The sequence below is a fragment of the Stenotrophomonas sp. SAM-B genome (assembly GCF_013387485.1).
GTDB lineage: Bacteria > Pseudomonadota > Gammaproteobacteria > Xanthomonadales > Xanthomonadaceae > Stenotrophomonas > Stenotrophomonas maltophilia_AA.
Genome location: NZ_JABBXB010000002.1, coordinates 180,957 through 200,363, shown reverse-complemented (window position 1 = coordinate 200,363; position 19,407 = coordinate 180,957). Strand labels below are relative to the sequence as shown.

The following is a 19,407-nucleotide window of genomic DNA, read 5'->3' as shown; positions in this document are numbered from 1 at the left end:
TCACTCCGGCATCCGCTCGCCCGCACGCAACGTCAGCACCTCAACGCCCTCGGCGGTGACCAGCACGGTGTGCTCGGCCTGCGCCGACAGCTTCCCGTCGCGGGTGGTCACGGTCCAGCCGTCGTCACTCATGTCGATGGCCGCGCGGCCCTGGTTGATCATCGGCTCGATGGTGAAGGTCATGCCTTCTTCCAGCTCCAGCCCATCGCCGCGGCGCCCGTAATGCAGCACCTGCGGTTCCTCGTGCATCTCCTGGCCGATGCCATGGCCGCAGAATTCGCGGACCACGCTGTAGCCATGCGCCTTGGCATGCTGCTGGATCGCAAAACCGATGTCGCCCAGCGTCGCGCCCGGACGCACCACGCCGATCCCCTTCCACATCGCCTCGCGGGTGACCCGTACCAGCCGCTTGGCCGCGTAGTCCACCTCGCCGATCAGATAGGTCTTGCTGGAATCGGCGATGTAACCGTCCTTCTCCAGGGTGATGTCCAGGTTGACGATGCTCCCGCTGCGCAGGATGTCATCGGCGGAGGGCACCCCGTGGCAGACCACGTTGTCGATCGAACTATTGAGTACGTAAGCAAAGCCATACTGGCCCTTGCTCGCCGGACGGGCGTGCAGCTGATCGACGATGAAACGCTCGACCCAGTCGTTCACCTGCAGCGTGCTCATGCCCTCCAGCGACAGCTCGTCCAGCGCTTCGAACACCTGTGCCAGCAGGCGTCCCGATGCGCGCATCAGCGCCTGTTCTTCAGCGGTCTTGATCATGCTTCGGCCACCCGCAGCGCGCCCGGTTCGACCCCGGCCGCACGCAGTTCACGGCTGACGATCTCCTGGTAGCTCATGCCCGGATTCATTTCGCACAGCATGCCGATCTTGATCCAGAAACCCGCCTGGGCGTTGATCGAGCGGCCCGAGACGCCGCTGGCGCGGCGCAGGTTGTCGTGCAGTTCGTCGTCGATGTTGACGATGCCCATGGGCGAGCCCTCTGAAGTGATATACACATCATATATGTTTCGTATATCGAGAGCCAGCGCCGGACCTCCGCTCAGGTCCAGGCCGGATCGGCCGTGAAATCGATGGTCAGCCAGAACTCGCTGCCGCGCGCATCCAAGCGCTCGGCGATCTCGTCGCGCATCGCGTCCACGTTGCCGATGGTGCCGATCACCGTGTCCGGATGGGTCAGGATGTGGATTTCCACGAACCGCATGCGGCCCATCTTGGCCACGTGGCTGGTGAAATCCAGATAGCCGTGCTCGGCGACGAAGTCCTTCATCACCGCCTGCACGCGCGCATCCAGCGTATCCGGCGCCACCTGCAGGACTTCGCGCATGGCCTTCCAGGCGCTGCGGAGGGGTACCGGCAGCACCGCGACGCTGATCGCGGCCAGCACCAGCGGATCCAGATAGGGAATCCAGTGGGTGTGCTCGCCACCGCGCAGCAGCAAGGCGATCGCGAACGCCAGCACCACCGCCAGGCTCATCAGCCCGCTGAGCAGCCAGGCGCGCACGTCCAGCCACAGCAGGGCCGAATGCAGCTGCATCGCGCGGATACGCACGAACGCCGCCATGGCCAGGTTGCTCACGCACAGCAGGGCCGCCCACAGCAGCGCAGGCCCGGCCTTGACCTCGTGCCCGCCGGTGGTCAGCCCGATCACCGAGTTGGCCAATGCATAGATGCAGGCCAGCGACAGGATCGCGCCGCCGAGGGCCTCCACCATCGGCTCCAGATGCCAGTACCCATACTGGAAGCGCGGGCTTTCTTCCCGCGCCACCAGCCGCAGCACCGACAACGCCACCAGGGTCAGCGCCACGTCCACCAGGCTGTAGACGCCGTCGAACAGGATGGCCTGCGATCCCACCAGCAGGCCCCCGATGAAGCCGACGGCGCTGACCGCCATCGTCACCCCGATGGAAAACGTGAGGACCCGCTGCTCGCGTGCTGTATCCATCGCTGGCCGAGGGTCCTCCGCGCGGGCGTCAGACCTTCAGCACCTCCACCTTGTAGCTCGGCGCATCGCCGTCGGTGTCGATGATAAGCCCGTGCACATCCGACTCGAAGCCCGGGAAGCGCGCGTTCTGCTCACGGGCGATCCGCAGCGACTGGATGATCGGCTCATCGCTGGCACCGAAGCGCTCGCCCGGCATGATGGTCGGGATGCCCGGCGGGTATGGCACCAGCATGGTGCCGGCGATGCGGCCACTGATCTGCTCGATGTCCACCCGCTCGATCTGGCCGCGCACCAGGTGGTCGTAGGCCTCGGCCGGGGTCATCACCGGCTCGGGCAGGTCCACGTACATCGCGCGCATCACCTGGGCCACGCCGAACTCGGCGTTGAAGGCGTGCAGTGCATCGCACAGGTCGCGCAGACCCCAGCCGGCGTAGGCGATCGGGAACTCGGCGGCGAGCTGCGGCAGTGCACGGGTCAACGGCGCGTTGCTGTCGTACAGCTCCTTGAACGCCATCAGCTCGGTCACCAGGGTGCTCCACTTGCCCTTGGTGATGCCCATCGAGAACAGGAACAGAACCGAGTACAGGTTCGTCTTTTCCACGGTGATGCCGCGGGTCCACAGGAACTTGCTCAGGACCGCAGCCGGAATACCCCGCTTGCCCATCTCGCCGTCCATCGACAGCCCGGGGGTCAGCAGGGTCACCTTGATCGGATCGATCAGCACGTAGTCGTCGACCAGGCCCTCGAAACCGTGCCAGTGCGCGTCCGGCTGCAGGTACCACTCGCTGCGCTTGGCCACCATCGGGGCCGGTGCGTCGCCCTTGGCCAGCGAGCGCTCCAGCTTGTCCGGCTGCCAGACGCTGAACCACCAGTCATCCCGACCCAGGTCCTCGCGCACATGCAGCATCGCGCGGCGGAAGGCGATCGCCTCGTCGTGCATTTCCTGCACCAACGATTCACCGGCCGCGCCCTCCATCATCTTGGAGGCCACATCGCAGGCCGCGATCACCCCGTAATGCGGGCTGGTCGTGGTGTGCATCATGAAGGCTTCGTTGAAGCGCTCGGCATCCAGCTCGCGGGAGGCCGCATTGCGCACGTGGATCATCGAGGCCTGCGAGAACGCAGCCAGCAGCTTGTGCGTGGAGTGCGTGGTGAAGATGATCGCATCCTGTTCGCGCGGCTTGCCCTTGGCCATGCCGTAGTGGTTCTCGTAGAACGGATGGAAGGCGGCGTAGGCGTACCAGGCTTCGTCGAAATGCAAGTAGTCGACCGCGCTGCCGATTTCCTCGGCGATCTTCTCGGCGTTGTAGCACAGCCCGTCGTAGGTCGAGTTGGTCACCACCGCGATGCGCGGCTTGGAGCCGGCCTTGTAGGCCTTGCTGGCCAGCGGGTTGGCGGCGATGGCCTGCTGCAGCGATTCGGGCGTGAACTGATCCAGGCTGATCGGGCCGATGATGCCGTGCGCGTTGCGGCTCGGGGTGAAGTACACCGGAATGCCACCGGTCATGATCAGCGAGTGCAGCAGCGACTTGTGGCAGTTGCGGTCGACGAACACCACATCGCCGCGCCCCACGGTGCCATGCCAGACGATCTTGTTGGCGGTGGAGGTGCCGTTGGTGACGAAGAAGGTATGGTCGGCACCGAAGTTGCGCGCCGCCTCGTTCTCGGCTTCCTTGATCGGACCGGTGTGGTCGAGCAGCGAACCCAGCTCCGGCACCGAGATCGACAGGTCGCTGCGCAGGGTGTTCTCACCGTAGAACTGGTGGAACGCGCGCCCTACCGGTGATTTGGTGAACGCCACGCCGCCGGCATGACCGGGCGTGTGCCAGGAATAGTTCGACTCGGCCGTATGGTGGATCAGCGCCTTGAAGAACGGCGGCAGCAGGTTGGCCATGTAGTCTTCGGCCGCGCGCATCACCTGGCGCGAGATGAAGCTCTTGGTGTCTTCGAACAGGAAGATGTAGCCGTGCACGAACTTGAGCAGCTTGCTCGGCACCTTCTCGATCGTGCGCCGCTCGCCGTACAGGAAGACCGGCAGGTTCGCGCGGCGGGCGGTCTGCTCACGCAGGAACCCGAGCAGGCGCTGGAACTGCTCCGGGTTCTCCTCGGTGCCGTCGATGGAGATCAGCACTGCCGAAGCCGCCACATAGGTGCGCGCACCGGCCTGGGCGTCGGCCAGCGTGAGGCCACACAGCACGCGCTGGTCGTTCTTGCGAAGCTCGTCCACCAGCGCACGGATCAGGATGCCGCCGATGCGCGGGGATTCGTAGTCGTCGTCAATGACGATGATCGGGTAATCAAGGGACTTGAAGTACACAGGGATTCTCCTGGGGGAAGATCACGAAAGCGTCGTGCGGACGGCGGCGTCGAGCGCGGGAAGCTGGCCGCGCTGGCGGCGACGCTCCTCGCTGAAGAACGGATAGAACACCGTGATGAACAACACGAACAGGAAGGCGTACTGCACGATGTTGCCGGCCGAGCCGAAGATCGCCCACAGGCAGTACACGACGGTGACGCTGGTCAGCAGCCAGAACGCGCCGGTATGCACCAGCGTGTGCGAGCGCTCGACCACGAAATAGCAGGCCACGCAGGAGTAGATGTACGGCAGCAGGGTCAGCACCACCGCGGCCGAGGTGATCACGTCGAACTGGGCCGAGGCGGTCTTGGAGGTCGAGGTGACCAGCACCGCCAGGGTCATCAGCACGGCCACGATCAGCACGCCCTTGACCGGCACGTCGTCCTTGTTGGTCTTGCTGAAGATGCTCGGGAACAGGCCATCGTCCGATGCGGCCTTGGCGCTCTGTGCGGTCAGCAGGATCCAGCCGCCGAGCGAGCCGGCCGCGCCCACGAAGGCGCACAGGCTGACCAGCGCCCCGCCCCATCCGCCCACCGCATTGGCCGCAGCCAGCGCGAACGGCGCATCGGAGACCTGCAGGTCGCCATTGGGCACCATGCCCATGATCACCGAGGAGCTGGCGATGTAGGCGATCGCCGCCAGGAACACGCCGGCGAGCGTGGCGCGGGCGACGTTCTTCTCCGGATTCTCCACCACACCGGCGGTCACCGAGGCCGATTCCACGCCGATGAAAGCCCACAGGGTCAACGCCGCGGCGCTGGAGATCGCGCCGAAGTTGGATTCACCGGACACGTTGTAGGCGCCCTTGAAGATCGTCGGGTCGAAGAAGAACCAGCCGAAGATCGCGATGCCCAGGATCGGCACCAGCGCGAAACTGGTGGTCACCGTCTGCAGCTTGCTGACGAACGACGGGCCGATGACGTTGGCGAAGCTCAGCGCCCACACCAGCGCCAGCACCGCGATGCAGCGCGGCACCGGCTCGGACAGGATCGGGAAGAAGTAGCTGAAATAGCCCACCGCCGCGATCGGAATGGCGACATTGCCGATCCAGTTGGCGAACCAGTAGACGGCGTTGGTCTGGAAGCCCATGTAGGGCCCGAACCAGTCACGCGCATGGGCATACGGACCACCCGCCTTGGGCGCCAGCTTGCCGAGCTTGGCGAAGACGAAGGCCAGCAGCAGCGCGCCGGCCGTGGTGATCAGCCAGCCCCAGATCGAGGCGGTGCCGATCTTGGCCAGGCTGGAGGGCAGCAGGAAGACCCCCGACCCCATCATGTTGCCGGCCACCAGGAAGGTGGCCCCGACGACCCCGATTTTCTTTGCTTGTGCCATGACGCTTGCTCCTTTGCCAGGCAGGGACCCGGTCATGCCGGGCGGTGGGAGTTACTTGATGAAGTTGTATTGCAGGCTGCCCTGCAGCCGCACCGTGTCGCCGCGCTGTCCGCCCTGCTGCTCCAGCTGTCCGTAGAGCAGTTCCATGCCCATCGTCCACGACGGCGCCGGGCTCCACAGCAGGTTGAAGACGCCGTAGCGGCTCTGGCGGAAGGCGTCGGCGGCCAGCGCATCGTTGCGCGCGCTGGTGAGTTGCCCGTAGATCAGGTTCGATCGCCACAGCGGCGACCAGTAATGCGTGTATCCGACGAAGCCGCCATACAGCGACAGCGCCTGCAGGCGGCCATCGGCCGTCACCACCGCATCCATTCCCGACCCGGTCAGGTCGGCCGTATAGCGCGCCAGTCCTTTGCCACCGAGCATGCCGAACAACAGCAGGTCCTGGTCGCCTACGGACGCCGAGCCGCTGAGCTGCAGGCCACCGGCAAAGCGCCGGCCATCGCCGGCATCGCCGTCGTAGCCCAGGCTGCGCGCGACACCGCCCAGCTGCAGGTGTCCCCAGTCGCGCTCCATGCGGGCGGTGACGGTGACATCGGGGAGCTGGTCGACCGGCATGATCCCCTCGGCGGGGTTGCTCAACTGGGTATCCGGATCCTCGGCGGCCACGGTGAGCGTGTTGCCCTTGCCCATCGCGAAGCTGTGGTGGATGCCGGCCACCAACAGGTAGCCCGCACCGCCCGGCCCGGCGAAATCCAGGGTGTCAGGCAGGCTGTCGGCATCCATGAAGCTGGAATAGCCATAGCCGGCATACGTGTTGCCGAGCTGGCCATAGGCGTGGCGCAGGCGGAACTGATAGCTGTCGCTGCTGCCGAAGAAGTCATTCTCCAGGTAGAAGCGCAGGTTGCCGTGCGTGGTCGGGCGCCGCGCTTCGAAGCTGAAGCGGGTCTGCTTGGCATGCAGCGTGAAGTTGGACACATCCCGGTGGGCGCTGCCGACCGGAATGGACGAGGTGATGAACTGCTCCTGGTCACCGGCCGCTCGTGAATCGGCGATCGCATCAAGCTTGGCGTAGCCGCCGATGCGGATCAGGGTATCGGTGTTGGGGATCGCGAAAAAGCCTTTCAGCTCGGGATCGGTCGGGCCGGCGGCGCTGTCCGGACGGGACGCGGCGGTGGACGGATCGGAAACGGAATCACGTTGCGGGAGGATGGCCTGGCCCATGCCCGGCACCTGGGCCTGGGCGGTCAGCGGGGCCGGCGACGGCAAGGGCACTGCCGTCGTGCCCGGCGAAGGAATCGCCGTGGCCACCGGCGAGGTGGGAGGAGGCTTCCCGGATTCGATCGCTTCCAGGCGTTTCTCCATCTGCTCCAGGGTCTGTCGCAGTGTCTGGATGTCCTGCCGCAACGCGGCCGCCGAATCCTGCGCGTACACCGGCGCCGCAGCCGTTGCTGCCACGCACGCGACCATCAACACAGCCAAGCGCATCACATCCTCCTTGAAACGCACACAGTCCCGCGCGTCCGCGCCGGCCGGCATCCTGGATGCCGCAGGCCGCGGGCGCGCAGCCCGGCACTGCAATGCGCGCGACCATCTCGCCCGCACGGGATCCCCTCATCCCTGATGACCAACGCGCTCACGCATGTCGACCAGCGCCTTGAGTAACAATCGCAAAGTGAGAATGCCGTGAACGTTGTCAGGCAGTTTTCTGACCGTGAGGCCACGCATCCGATGCGTGCGGGGGAATCCGTGGGAGAGCGCATGGAGCCCAGCGTAGCGATCCAGGCGATTCCGGCCTTGATCCAAATCAAGCCGAAGGCTTTTGCCCCTCTGGAGATACTGGACTGCAGCGCGAAGCCGAAACGAAATGCGCCGGGCATGGCCCGGCGCGAGGTGTGGCGTGTAACCGGCCGCGCTGGCTCAGCGTGGGCCGAGCACCACGGTCATGTCATCGCCCTGCGGCATGCCGGAGCGGCGTTGCACCATGCCCTGGGCATCCTTGAACAGAATGCCCGGCGTGCCCTGGAAACCAAGCTCGATCATCAACACCTGGTTCGCATCCAGCTTGTTGGCGACCTCTGCCGTCAGCGATGCCGCCGGCTTGATACCGCCGCGATCGAACAGTCGCTCGTTCTCCAGCAGTGCAGCACTGGGATTGGGCGCGGTGAGAATCGCGGCCGCCTTGGCCGGGCTGTCTTCGCGGATCACGCCAACCATGACGTGGCGCAACTGCACCTTGCCGGCATCCACCCACGGTCGTGCCGCTTCCCAGAAGCGATGGCAGTAAGGGCAGTTCGCATCGCTGAAGGTGTAGACCACGCGCGGCGCATCGGCACGGCCATCGCGCACCCAGGCGCTCTCGTCGAGCTTCTTCCAGCTGCGCTCGGACATCGGCTTGGCCACCAGCTTCTCCAGCGGCGCCGCACCCACGTCCTCACCGCTGGCATCGAACAGACTGCCGACGACCACGTGCTTCCCATCCGCAGTGACATACGCCGCCGCGGGTTGCTGCCCACCGACCACGCCGGCGAAACCGCGCAGGCCACCGGGCGCATCAAACTCGCCGATCACCTCGAAACCATGCTTTTCAATGCCCTTCAGTACCGCCGGACGATCTCCACCCGCCTTCGCCGCAGCGGCATCACCAGCCTTCGGCGTCTGTGCCTGGCTGCACCCGGCCAAGGCCATCAGCAGCGACACGGCAAGCACGGTGCCCAGCGGGCGCGAGGACTTCAATTTCATGGTGACTCCTGGATTCAATAAACATGACAACGCGACCACCGTTACAGGCTGTCGAGCTTGGATTGCAGGCCGGCGGCACTCAGTTCACCCAGGTGTATCTGCCGCAGCCGGCCCTGCCCATCGAAGAACAGGGTAGTCGGATAGGCGTGCACCTGCAGCCGCTCGGCGGTGAGCGCGTCCTCATCCAGCAGCACATTGGCCAGCGTCAACCGCTCGGCGGCCAGGAAACCCTCGACCTCCTCACGGGTTTCACCCTGGTTGACGAACAGGAAACGGATATCCGGATGGCGCTGCTGCGCGCGGGCCAGTACCGGCATCTCGCGACGACAGGGGCCGCACCAGCTCGCCCAGAGATTGACCACCACCGGCGTGCCCTGCGTGTCGGCCAAGGCCGTTGGCGCGCCCTCCAACGAGGTCAGGGTGATCGCCGGCAGCGTCACCCGCGATTGCTGCAGCCAGCCAGCACCGCTGGACAGTACCGCCCAGCCGAGCACACCGGCCAGGGCACCAGCCCATACCGGCCGCCGCAGCGAAGGCCATCGGCGCAGGCGCCATGCGCCCCACCCCAGCCCAGCCACCAGGGCAGGCCACAGAAGGAAGCCGCCATCGCCGATGCGCAGGACGCCCCAAGGGTCCTGCGCATAATCGCCCACATGCCAGAGCACGAATGCGGCGCGACCGGCCAGCAGGCCCAGCAACAGCATGTCCACCACCACCGATCGCGGGCGCGGCGCGCCCTCGATCGCCGGCGCACGCACCACGCTGGCGACCAGCATCGCAATACCGACGGCCACCAACACCCACACGACCGCAAGCGGTACCGGGCCTACACTGCTGATCATTGATTCTCTCCGCCATCGCTCGGGGTCTGCCACGCTGCGACGGCTGTTGCTTCGGGCCCGCCGGCATGGTCCCAGCAAGAGGTCAATGGAGCAAGCGTGCCGGTGGCGCGCGATTCAGGCCACGGAGCGGACCGCCTCGACCATCCGTCCGACCGGTCGCGAAGCGGCCCGCTCGCGCTGTTGCGCGGCCACCTGACGCCGATAGCGCGCCGGTGTCAGCCCGACGATGCGCAGGAACAAGCGGCGGAATGCGCTCTGGTCGGAGTAACCCACCATCCATGCCACCTGGTCGACCACGCCACCGCCCTGCAGCAACAGCTGCGCCTTGGCGATGCGCAGGCGCTGGCAGTACTCGATCGGGCGCATCCCGGTGGCTTTCAGGAAACGGCGCTGCAATGTGCGCGGCTCCAGGCCGGCCTGCGCGCAGATGTCCTCCAGCCCGACACCGCGTGCGGCGATGCCGTGCAGCCAACGCTGCGCCTTGAGGATGCATCTGTCCCCGTGCGCGAAGTTCGGGCTGAAGCGCTCCAGATCGTCCAGTTCGGTACGCGGGATCACCAGCTGCAGCTGCTGGATGACGGTATTCATCACGCTCTGCCCATACACGCGTGCGAGCAGGCGCAGGCTCAGGTACTTCCAGGCATCCTGGCCGGCGGCGGTCAACAGATCCCCGTCATCGACCAGGGTGCGCTCGCTGGGCAACCAGCTGGGCACCATCATGCGCAGCGGCGGGCAGCGCGCGGGATCGGGCACGCTGACGGAACGCCCGGCCAGCACACCCGCTGCCGCCAGCAGCAGGCCGCCTTCGTCGCAGCCGGCCAGCAGGCTGCAGCCCTCGTGACATTCCCGTAGCCAGGCCAGCAGGCGTTCGTCGGGCGGTGCCATGGTCCAGCTCGATTCGCTCCCGGGCACGACGATGATGGTCGGTAGCGCATCGCCGAACAGTTCCGTCCCGGCGACGCGCTGCATGCCACGGGCGGACATCGTCCACCGCGTCACCAGCATGCGTGCGCCGGTGCGGCGACCGGCGGCCACCGTGCGGTTGCAGCGTTGTGCCAGCTCGGAGAGCACCGGGGCGGCGGCGCGCAGGCTGCCGGGGAATTCCACCACCCCGACTTCCATCAGGGCCGGCTTGTCCGGCCGGCGATCCGGCTGCAGCGTGTTGCGGGGTGCGTCCATGGCCATTCTCCTGGAACAGTGCCTGCCGGCGCAGGCCGGGCAGAACGGGTCGATACATAAGATGGCCTGAGGCTACGGACGTCCCGGGAGGAGGACCATGCAACTAGTTGCAAATTTCACACCGGCTGAACTTCCAGTGGGGTTTGAGCAAGGCTTGACCCTGGAGCGCACTCCAAGGTTCAGAATGAGCCGGTCATCCACGAGGTGCTCATGAACATTGGACAGCTCGCGCGCCTGGCCGGCGTGCCCATCGACACGGTGCGTTATTACGAGCGGCAACAGCTGCTGCCGACCGCCCGACGCAGCGCCGGCGGCTACCGGGTCTTCGGTGAGTCCGACCTGACCCGCCTGCAGTTCATCCGCCGCGCCAAGACACTGGGCTTCAGCCTGGACGAAATCGCCGACCTGCTCGGCTTCAGTGATCAGCGCGGCCAGGACATGGCGCAGATCCGCGACAGCGCGGTGAACAAACTCACCGATATCGAGCAGCGCATCGGCGAGCTGCAGCGCATGCACAGCGCGCTCAAGCACCTGGTCGACGCCTGCCCCGGTCATGGCGATCAGGAACGGTGCCCGATCCTGACGGCGTTGACGGACGCACGCCCATGACCCCCGCACACGATCCGCGCAAGGCCACGGATTCGGCCTGCTGCAGCAGCACGGCAACGGGCGTCAGCACGGCCACCGATCCGGTCTGCGGCATGATGGTCGACCCGGCCACCACGGCCCATCATGCCCGCCACGACGGCAGCGACTACTACTTCTGCAGCGACGGCTGTCGTCGCAAGTTCATCGCCGACCCGCAGCGTTACCTGGCTGCGTCTTCCCGTCCTTCCGAAGCGCCCCCCGCCGGCACGCTCTACACCTGCCCGATGCATCCGGAGATCGTGCAGGACGGTCCAGGCACCTGCCCGCTGTGTGGCATGGCGCTGGAGCCGAGCCTGCCCCGCCTGGATGACGGGGAGAATCCCGAGCTGACCGACTTCCGTCGCCGCTTCTGGTGGAGCCTGCCGCTGAGCGTGGCGACGATGGCACTGGCGATGCTGGCGATGACTCCCCTGCTGCAGGGACTCTCACCCGACCTGCGGGTGTGGATGGAGCTGGCATTGGCGACACCGGTGGTGCTGTGGGCGGGATGGCCGTTCCTGCAGCGTTGGGCGCACTCGATCCGCAACCGCAGCCCGAACATGTGGACCCTGATCGGCACCGGCGTGTTGGCCGCATACTGCTATAGCGTGGTCGCGACCCTCGCCCCGGGACTGTTCCCGCCCTCGTTCCACCAGCATGGCCATGTCGGCGTCTACTTCGAAGCCGCTGCGATGATCGTCTCGCTCACGCTGCTCGGCCAGCTGATGGAGCTGCGTGCGCGGGCAAAGACCTCGGCGGCGATCAAGGCGCTGCTCGGGCTGGCACCGAAGACCGCGCGCGTACTCCACGACGATGGCCGGGAAGAGGACGTCGAGATCGCCGCGCTGCACCCCGGCGATCGCGTGCGCGTGCGGCCGGGTGAGCAAGTGCCGGTGGATGGCACCGTGCTCGAGGGCGGCTCCTCCATCGACGAATCGATGCTGACCGGTGAGCCGGTTCCGGTCGGCAAGACCATCGGCGATACGGTCATCGGTGCGACGCTCAACGGCACCGGCAGCCTCGTGGTCCGTGCCGACCGCCTCGGCGATGACAGCATGCTGGCGCAGATCGTACAGCTGGTCGCACAGGCGCAGCGCTCGCGCGCGCCGATGCAGCGCATGGCCGACAGCGTGGCCTATTGGTTCGTACTGGCGGTGTTGTCGGTCGCTGTGCTGACGTTCTTCGGCTGGGGACTGTTCGGCCCGGAGCCGGCCTGGACACACGCGGTACTGAGCGCGGTGGCGGTATTGATCATCGCCTGTCCGTGCGCCCTGGGGCTGGCCACACCGATGACGATCATGGTCGCCACCGGCCGCGCCGCGCAGCACGGCGTGTTGTTCCGCGATGCGGAGGCGATCGAAGCACTGCGCCAGATCGACACGCTGGTGGTGGACAAGACCGGCACGTTGACTGAAGGGCGGCCGGCGTTCCGTGACGTGCAGGCGGTGGCGCCCTTCAGCGCCGATCAGATCCTGCACTGGGCGGCGAGCCTGGACCAGGGCAGCGAGCATCCATTGGCCGCTGCGATCGTCGCCGAAGCGCGCGCACGCGGGGTGAGCCTGGGCAACGTGGAGGACTTCGATTCGTTGACCGGTCTGGGCGTACAGGGCGTGGTCGCAGGCAAGGCATTGCTGCTGGGCAACATCACGCTGATGGAGGAACACGGCATCGCGCTGGACGCGCTGCGCGAGCGTGCCGGGCAGCTGCGCAGCGCGGCGGCGAGCGTGATGTATCTCGCGGTGGACGGCCGGCTGGGTGGCCTGCTCGCGGTGGCCGACCCGATCAAGGCGTCCACCGCCGAGGCGATCACGCAGCTGCACCGCGATGGCCTGCGCATCGTCATGGCCACGGGCGATGGCACCGCCACCGCCGAGGCGGTCGCGCGCGAACTCGGCCTGGACGAGGTGCACGGCGAAATGCGCCCGGCCGACAAGGCCGCATTGATCCGCTCGCTGCAGGCACAGGGCCGCAAGGTCGCGATGGCGGGCGACGGCATCAATGATGCGCCCGCCCTGGCCACGGCCAATGTCGGCATCGCGATGGGCAATGGCACCGACGTGGCGATGTCGAGTGCGCAGGTCACCCTGGTCAAGGGCGATCTGCGCGGCATCCTGCGTGCGCGCCGCTTGTCGACCGCGAGCGTGCGCAACATGCGCCAGAACCTCGGCTTTGCGTTTCTTTACAACGGCCTGGGCATCCCGGTTGCCGCCGGCGTGCTGTATCCCCTGGGCATCGTGATGTCGCCGATGTTGGCGGCGGTGGCGATGAGCCTGAGTTCGGTGTCGGTGATCGGCAATGCACTGCGATTGCGCCATCAACGACTGCCTGGCGAATGAGCGCGCGTGCATGACGAAATTTCTTCACTTTTTCCTTGCCAATCCAAAACGTCGTCGCTATGATTTCGCTCCTCACGACGTGGGGCCATAGCTCAGCTGGGAGAGCGCCTGCATGGCATGCAGGAGGTCGGCGGTTCGATCCCGCCTGGCTCCACCAATCCGATCATTAGGCCGATCAGATTGCAGTGACAAAATTTGAAGTTTTCGTGCGTCCCCATCGTCTAGAGGCCTAGGACATCACCCTTTCACGGTGGCGACCGGGGTTCGAATCCCCGTGGGGACGCCAGTTTCAAGCAGACAGCCCTGACCTCGGTCGGGGCTTTTTGTTTGTAGCGTGCCGTTCAATGACACGGCACGTGCGATCTTTTTTTTGGTTTGCGTGACGATACGGACTGCCGGGAACCGCCGACATCGATGGTCGAGTGGCTGCGTGCATTCTTTCTTCGGTGTTTCAGAAAAAAAACTTGGCGAACGCTTCACGGCCGCGTAGAATTCCGCCTCCAGCATCGTGGGGCCATAGCTCAGCTGGGAGAGCGCCTGCATGGCATGCAGGAGGTCGGCGGTTCGATCCCGCCTGGCTCCACCACTCCGGACATTAGGCCGTCCGGGTGTGCTGAACAATTTGATGAGATTCATGCGTCCCCATCGTCTAGAGGCCTAGGACATCACCCTTTCACGGTGGCGACCGGGGTTCGAATCCCCGTGGGGACGCCACTCATCAGAAGAACACCGAGGCCCGGCATGCCGGGTCTTTTTGTTCACCGCCTACTGCGGTTGCGTTGCGGATCCCGAAAGGCTTCCACAAACGTGAACAGGCAGATATACTAGGCGGCTCGCGGTACAACGTGGGGCCATAGCTCAGCTGGGAGAGCGCCTGCATGGCATGCAGGAGGTCGGCGGTTCGATCCCGCCTGGCTCCACCACTTCTCCGGACACAGGCCGTCCGATAGAAGCCAAAAATTCGGTTTAACGCGTCCCCATCGTCTAGAGGCCTAGGACATCACCCTTTCACGGTGGCGACCGGGGTTCGAATCCCCGTGGGGACGCCAGCTTCAAACAAACAGCCCTGACTTCGGTCGGGGCTTTTTGTTTGACACCCCCCCTTCCCATTCGGCAAAAGCGCCGCTATGATAGGCGGCTCGCAGCACAACTGTGGGGCCATAGCTCAGCTGGGAGAGCGCCTGCATGGCATGCAGGAGGTCGGCGGTTCGATCCCGCCTGGCTCCACCACTTCTCCGGACACAGGCCGTCCGATAGAAGCCAAAATTCGGTTTAACGCGTCCCCATCGTCTAGAGGCCTAGGACATCACCCTTTCACGGTGGCGACCGGGGTTCGAATCCCCGTGGGGACGCCAGCTTCAGACAAACAGCCCTGACTTCGGTCGGGGCTGTTTGTTTATGGGCCTACGCCACCACCTTCGCCATGCCCACCGAGCGCGGTGCGGTCAAGGCGAAGCCGAACTGCGCATACAGCCGATGCGCCTCCCCATCGGCGATCAGGCTCACGTAGGCACCGACGGCATTCGCGCGCAGCCAGCCATCCAGCTGCTGCATCACGGCCTTGCCCAGGCCCTGCCCCTGGCGGTCCGGTACCACCGCGATATCCACCACCTGCAGGAAGCAGCCACCGTCGCCGATGATCCGGCCCATGGCCAGCAGCCGGTCGCCTTCGCGCAGGCTCACGCCGAACACCGTATTTGGCAGGCCACGCGCCGCCGCCTCGGCCGTTTTCGGGCTCAGGCCGGCCAGCACCCGCAGCGCGCGGTACTCCTCCACGCTGGGCGGTAACGGAATGCAGTGAACACCGACGGGCAGCGACATGACGCGGATCCAGCACTGAATGTGCGCTCAGCATGCCCGAACGGATTCGCAGGATGTGCGACCCATGGGCCTATTCTGTCCCCCTGCCCACCCTGCTCTCCCACCATGTGCTATTCCGCCCAGATCCGCGCCGACTACACCAAGCTGGTCCGTGAGTACGGCGCCATGATGTCGCTGGACGAGTTCGCCCAGCTCTATGCCCACGATGCCGGCAAGCAGCGCCCGAAGACCCCCAAGGCGATGGACGATGGCTTTGCCGGCGCCCGCACCGCGCAGGGCCAGGAGATCGTGGCGCGGATCCAGCAATGGCATGCCGAGGAAATGCAGGCACTGGATGAGGAAGTGCGCCTGCAGGGTGCGCGCTTGAAAGCGGCGGAGGAACAACTGGCTACGCGCCCCACGCAGAAGGCGCGCACCGAGGTGCGCGTGGCCGGCAACCGCATCGAGCGCGCGCAGACGCGCCTTTCCGATCTGCAGCGCGCGGGCCTGGTGCCGCGCGACAGCCGCATTTTCCCGGGGGTCTACGCGCCGGTGATCGTGTCCGAGCACGGACAGCGCGTGATCAAACCGATGCGGTATCAGTGCCGGCTGCCGGACAAGCCCGCGCGCAACGACGCGCTGTATCCCGGTACGTACAACGCACGCCGGGACAGCCTGGAGGCGTACTGGAAATCCGCGTTCGGCCATCGGCATGGCGTGGTGGTGGTGCAGTCGTTCTACGAGCACGTACCGCGGCACGCACTGGAGCAGCGCCCGCTCTCACCCGGCGAGAAAGCCGAGAACGTCGTCCTGGAGTTCAGCCCGCAGCCGCCGCGCGATCTGCTGATCGCATGCCTGTGGTCGGAGTGGGAAGGACCGGAAGGTCGCCTGCTGTCGTTCGCCGCGATCACCGACGATCCGCCTGCCGATGTGGCGCGGACCGGCCACGACCGCTGCATCGTGCCGATCCGGCGCGAACATCTGGATGCGTGGCTGAATCCGGACCCGCAGGATCTGGCGGCGCTGTACCGGATCCTGGACGACCGCGAACCGGTCGCCCTGGCACACGCCGAAGCAGCGTGAGGTCGCCGCTCAGCCGGCGACGGAGTCGCCCACCCGGGCGCGCTCCAGCGCGGCGTTCAGGTCGGCCGTCAGGTACGGCTTGGTCAGGATGACACCCGATCGGAAAGCCTCGGGCAGATGCTCGGTTGCCATGCCGGTGGCCAGCACGAAGGGAATCTGGCGCGCCGCCAGGGCAGCGGCCACCGCTTCGCTGGTCTCGTTGTTGGCCAGGCGATAATCCAGCAGGACCACCTGTGGCTGGGTTTCGGCGAGCAGGCGCAGCGCCTCGGCGACCGAGGCCGCCAGTCCCACCACCACGGCGCCGGACTGCGCCAGCTGCATCTGCAGCAGGGCCGCACTCATTTCGTCGTTCTCGACCACCAGCACCCGAAGATCCTGCAGCGCGCTCATGACGACTCCCTGTATGGTTCAGCGCGATGAGTATAGCGTCCTGCGTAGGTGAAACCCTGACAGGAACTTAAGCATTCAGGTCTGCACAAATGTCGACATCTTGTATACACTACGCGGCCAGCCAGCCGAAGTGGCGGAATCGGTAGACGCAGCGGACTCAAAATCCGCCGCCCTTAAAAGCGTGTGGGTTCGAGTCCCACCTTCGGCACCATGGAAAACCAGAACGCCCCGGATCGACGGATCCGGGGCGTTTTTCATTACAAAGCGGCAACCCTGTCTTCGTGAATCGGCAGCGCCGCGATCGCTACTCCACCGGTTCGAACGCTGGCAGTGGATGTGCGGGGATCGGTGGTACGGGCGGCACGGGCGGCACCTCCGGCTCCTCGCGCCAGAGCAACGCCAGGCGGCAGTCCCCCGCCTTTCGCCGGCACATCGTCTCAGCCTTGCGCTGAGCAGCGCCATCGTCCTGTGCGGACAGGGCAATGCCCACGGCACCGGTGCCCGTGTACAACGCCGAGTAACCGCCCAGCGAAGTACTGGCCTGATTGCTGCAGTTCAGTGAGTGCTGTACGCAATACCCCAGTGCCTGCTGCATGGCTGCGCTGACGCTGCGCTTGTTCATCGAATAGCCGTAGGCGCCGGTGTCGGCGTCATAGAACACCGCCGACGCCGCGCCCGCAGTGCATGGCAGGGCCATCCCCATGACCAGCAGCATCCTCAACCGTGGTGCAATCCGCATTTGTGATTCTCCGACCTGTCCTTGGAAGGTCAAGCATCTCCAAAGCCGCACGCCGTGTGCATCTCCATTCACCGCGGCGCGCGGTAAGAGTTTCCCGCACTGCGGTCAGACCAAGCGCAATGCGGGCTGGCCAGTAGCAGGGTTCAGCTGCACCGAACGGTGCGTGCCCGCCCCCGTCACCCGGAACGCCGCCACCGTCTGCAGCAGCTGGGTCGACTGCTCTTCCATGCTGCGTGCGGCCGCCGAGGCCTCTTCGACCAGCGCGGCATTCTGCTGGGTGCTCTCGTCGATATGCTCGACCACCTGGTTGATCTGCTCGATGCCTTCGCTCTGCTGCTGGGCCGCGGCGCTGATGTCGGCCATGAGATCGCTGACACGCTTCACGCTGACCACGATCTCGTCCATGGTGCGCCCCGCGCTCTCGACCTGGCGCGTGCCTGCCCCGACCTTCTCGACCGAGTCGCCGATCAGCTGCTTGATCTCCTTGGCGGCCTCGGCCGAACGCTGCGACAGCGAGCGGATTTCCGAGGCGACCACGGCAAAACCGCGTCCATGCTCACCCGCGCGGGCTGCCTCCACCGCCGCGTTGAGGGCCAGGATGTTGGTCTGGAACGCGATGCCGTCGATCACCCCGATGATGTCGACGATGCGGCGCGAGGAATCGTTGATCAGCGACATGGTCGAGACCACCTCATGCACCACCTGTCCACCCTGCGCGGCCACTTCCACCGCGCCGCCGGCCAGTTGATTGGCCTGGCGGGCATTGTCGGCGGTGCGACGCACCGTGGCGGTCAGGCCCTTCATCGAAACAGCGGTTTCCTCCAGCGAGGCGGCCTGCTGCTCGGTGCGCACGGACAGGTCACTGTTGCCCTCGGCGATCTCGCTGGCACCGACCGCGATGGTGTCGGCGGCCAGCTTGATCTGGGCGATGATCCCGGCCATCGCCTCCACCAGCGCATTGATGCCCTGGCACAGCTCGGCGATCGGGCCGGACTTGTCTTCGGTGACGATATGGCCGGTCAGGTCGCCGGCCTGCGCCGCGGCGACGACCTCGCGCGTCTGCGCGACGGCCTGCTGCAGCGCCAGGGTGTCACGCACCTGCGCGGTGATGTCGGTGGCGTACTTGACGACTTTGAACGGGCGTCCGTTCATGTCGTAGATCGGGTTGTACGAGGCCTGGATCCAGACCTCGCGCCCGCCTTTGCCCAGCCGTTTGTACTGGCCGGCATCGTACTCGCCGCGGCCGAGCTTGGCCCAGAACGCACGGTACTCCGCACTCTGCCGATAGTCGGGCTCTGCGAACATCGCATGATGCTGCCCGCGCACCTCGTCCAGTGCATATCCCATCGCGGCGAGGAAATTCTCGTTGGCGGCCAGGATGCGGCCCTCTAGGTCGAACTCGATCACGGCCTGCGATTTGTTGATCGCCGCCAGCTGGCCGGCGAAATCGGCGGCCTGGAATTTCTGCGCGGTGATGTCGGTGGCGAACTTCACCACCTTGTAGGGCCGCCCGTGGCTGTCGAAGACCGGGTTGTAGGATGCCTGGATCCAGATTTCGCGGCCGCCCTTCCCAAGCCGCCGATACTGGCCCGCCTCGAACTCACCGCGGCCCAGGTTGGCCCAGAAGTCCCGGTATTCCCTGCTCTGCGCATATTCGGCATCGACGAACATGGCGTGATGCTTGCCCTGGATTTCCTCCAGGGTATAGCCCAGTGTCTGCAGGAAATTGTCGTTGGCGTGCACGATGGTGCCGTCGAGATGGAACTCGATCACCGCCTGCACCCGGTGCAGCGCCTTGACCTGATCTTCCAGCTCGGCCTGCCGCTGCAGCGCGGCAGATGCCGCGGCGCCATGGGCGGCGCGACGGGAAACGAACAATGCGGTGAGCGAACGCCACAACGAGCCTGCATCGGCGTCGCTGTCACGACCTGGCACATGCGTGTGCAAGCCTGAAGTAATCATCTTTAGACCTCGGTGTCCGGTTAGCGAATAGGTCAGCGCCGGGCGGTGGCCCGGTGGCGGTATTCCGTTGG

Annotated in this window: 16 protein-coding genes and 9 tRNA genes; 12 read left to right on the top strand and 13 right to left on the bottom strand. The window is 65.9% G+C overall.

Translation table 11 applies throughout. The annotated features are described in order from the left end of the window. The 9 genes from map to HH110_RS05140 all read right to left on the bottom strand — a co-directional run bounded on the left by map (position 1) and on the right by HH110_RS05140 (position 10,399). Complete coding sequence (gene map / locus HH110_RS05180) at positions 1–768, bottom strand: type I methionyl aminopeptidase (RefSeq protein WP_176988668.1); 768 nt, start codon at positions 766–768, stop codon at positions 1–3. Beyond that, the gene (locus tag HH110_RS05175) at positions 765–977 is read right to left on the bottom strand and encodes a ParD-like family protein (RefSeq protein ID WP_088433419.1); all 213 of its coding nucleotides are present in this window, start codon (positions 975–977) and stop codon (positions 765–767) included. Before HH110_RS05175 ends, map begins: the two co-directional genes overlap by 4 nt. A gap of 71 nt (positions 978–1,048) precedes the next feature. Next, on the bottom strand, positions 1,049–1,951 hold the full coding sequence (locus HH110_RS05170) for a cation diffusion facilitator family transporter (RefSeq protein ID WP_176988667.1): 903 nt from the start codon (positions 1,949–1,951) through the stop codon (positions 1,049–1,051). Positions 1,952–1,979: 28 nt separating this feature from the next. Then, positions 1,980–4,268, bottom strand: a complete 2,289-nt coding sequence (locus HH110_RS05165; protein ID WP_176988666.1) for an Orn/Lys/Arg decarboxylase N-terminal domain-containing protein — start codon at positions 4,266–4,268, stop codon at positions 1,980–1,982. Between the two features lie 21 nt (positions 4,269–4,289). Next, the gene (gene adiC, locus HH110_RS05160; RefSeq protein WP_176988665.1) at positions 4,290–5,639 is read right to left on the bottom strand and encodes an arginine/agmatine antiporter; all 1,350 of its coding nucleotides are present in this window, start codon (positions 5,637–5,639) and stop codon (positions 4,290–4,292) included. 51 nt (positions 5,640–5,690) lie between these two features. Continuing rightward, positions 5,691–7,124, bottom strand: a complete 1,434-nt coding sequence (locus HH110_RS05155; protein WP_176988664.1) for a DcaP family trimeric outer membrane transporter — start codon at positions 7,122–7,124, stop codon at positions 5,691–5,693. Between the two features lie 432 nt (positions 7,125–7,556). Beyond that, positions 7,557–8,378: a thiol:disulfide interchange protein DsbG gene (gene dsbG, locus HH110_RS05150; protein ID WP_176988663.1), complete on the bottom strand. Its 822-nt coding sequence runs from the start codon at positions 8,376–8,378 to the stop codon at positions 7,557–7,559. A 41-nt stretch (positions 8,379–8,419) separates the two neighbouring features. Next, a complete protein-coding gene (locus HH110_RS05145; protein WP_176988662.1) occupies positions 8,420–9,220 on the bottom strand; it encodes a TlpA disulfide reductase family protein in 801 nt (266 codons plus the stop codon). 114 nt (positions 9,221–9,334) lie between these two features. Next, positions 9,335–10,399 (bottom strand): helix-turn-helix domain-containing protein, encoded by a 1,065-nt coding sequence (locus tag HH110_RS05140; protein WP_176988661.1) that lies wholly within the window; start codon positions 10,397–10,399, stop codon positions 9,335–9,337. Between the two features lie 210 nt (positions 10,400–10,609). Here HH110_RS05140 and HH110_RS05135 point away from each other — a divergent pair, with 210 nt between their 5' ends. From HH110_RS05135 to HH110_RS05090, 10 genes are all read left to right on the top strand, one after another. After that, positions 10,610–11,008 (top strand): heavy metal-responsive transcriptional regulator, encoded by a 399-nt coding sequence (locus HH110_RS05135; protein ID WP_176988660.1) that lies wholly within the window; start codon positions 10,610–10,612, stop codon positions 11,006–11,008. Between the two features lie 92 nt (positions 11,009–11,100). After that, positions 11,101–13,362, top strand: a complete 2,262-nt coding sequence (locus HH110_RS05130) for a heavy metal translocating P-type ATPase (RefSeq protein WP_176989126.1) — start codon at positions 11,101–11,103, stop codon at positions 13,360–13,362. A gap of 81 nt (positions 13,363–13,443) precedes the next feature. Then, positions 13,444–13,519 (top strand) — tRNA-Ala (locus HH110_RS05125). Between the two features lie 53 nt (positions 13,520–13,572). Then, positions 13,573–13,648 (top strand) — tRNA-Glu (locus HH110_RS05120). 224 nt (positions 13,649–13,872) lie between these two features. After that, positions 13,873–13,948 (top strand) — tRNA-Ala (locus HH110_RS05115). Between the two features lie 52 nt (positions 13,949–14,000). After that, positions 14,001–14,076, top strand: a tRNA-Glu gene (locus HH110_RS05110). Between the two features lie 133 nt (positions 14,077–14,209). Then, positions 14,210–14,285: transfer RNA gene (locus tag HH110_RS05105), tRNA-Ala, on the top strand. 50 nt (positions 14,286–14,335) lie between these two features. After that, positions 14,336–14,411: transfer RNA gene (locus HH110_RS05100), tRNA-Glu, on the top strand. A gap of 105 nt (positions 14,412–14,516) precedes the next feature. After that, positions 14,517–14,592 (top strand) — tRNA-Ala (locus tag HH110_RS05095). A 49-nt stretch (positions 14,593–14,641) separates the two neighbouring features. Then, positions 14,642–14,717, top strand: a tRNA-Glu gene (locus HH110_RS05090). A 49-nt stretch (positions 14,718–14,766) separates the two neighbouring features. Here HH110_RS05090 and HH110_RS05085 read toward each other — a convergent pair. Further along, entirely contained in the window at positions 14,767–15,183 is a 417-nt protein-coding gene (locus HH110_RS05085) for a GNAT family N-acetyltransferase (RefSeq protein ID WP_176988659.1), read from the bottom strand. Positions 15,184–15,288: 105 nt separating this feature from the next. On the opposite strand from HH110_RS05085, the gene HH110_RS05080 reads away from it, so the two are divergent. Continuing rightward, on the top strand, positions 15,289–16,245 hold the full coding sequence (locus tag HH110_RS05080; RefSeq protein WP_176988658.1) for an SOS response-associated peptidase family protein: 957 nt from the start codon (positions 15,289–15,291) through the stop codon (positions 16,243–16,245). A gap of 9 nt (positions 16,246–16,254) precedes the next feature. Here HH110_RS05080 and HH110_RS05075 read toward each other — a convergent pair whose 3' ends face one another. Further along, the gene (locus HH110_RS05075) at positions 16,255–16,635 is read right to left on the bottom strand and encodes a response regulator (protein WP_176988657.1); all 381 of its coding nucleotides are present in this window, start codon (positions 16,633–16,635) and stop codon (positions 16,255–16,257) included. A 124-nt stretch (positions 16,636–16,759) separates the two neighbouring features. Here HH110_RS05075 and HH110_RS05070 point away from each other — a divergent pair. Then, positions 16,760–16,846: transfer RNA gene (locus HH110_RS05070), tRNA-Leu, on the top strand. A 93-nt stretch (positions 16,847–16,939) separates the two neighbouring features. On the opposite strand, the gene HH110_RS05065 is transcribed toward HH110_RS05070, so the two are convergent. Then, positions 16,940–17,350: a DUF4189 domain-containing protein gene (locus HH110_RS05065; protein WP_176988656.1), complete on the bottom strand. Its 411-nt coding sequence runs from the start codon at positions 17,348–17,350 to the stop codon at positions 16,940–16,942. Between the two features lie 129 nt (positions 17,351–17,479). Next, on the bottom strand, positions 17,480–19,336 hold the full coding sequence (locus tag HH110_RS05060; protein WP_241696416.1) for a methyl-accepting chemotaxis protein: 1,857 nt from the start codon (positions 19,334–19,336) through the stop codon (positions 17,480–17,482). Positions 19,337–19,407: the final 71 nt, after the last annotated feature.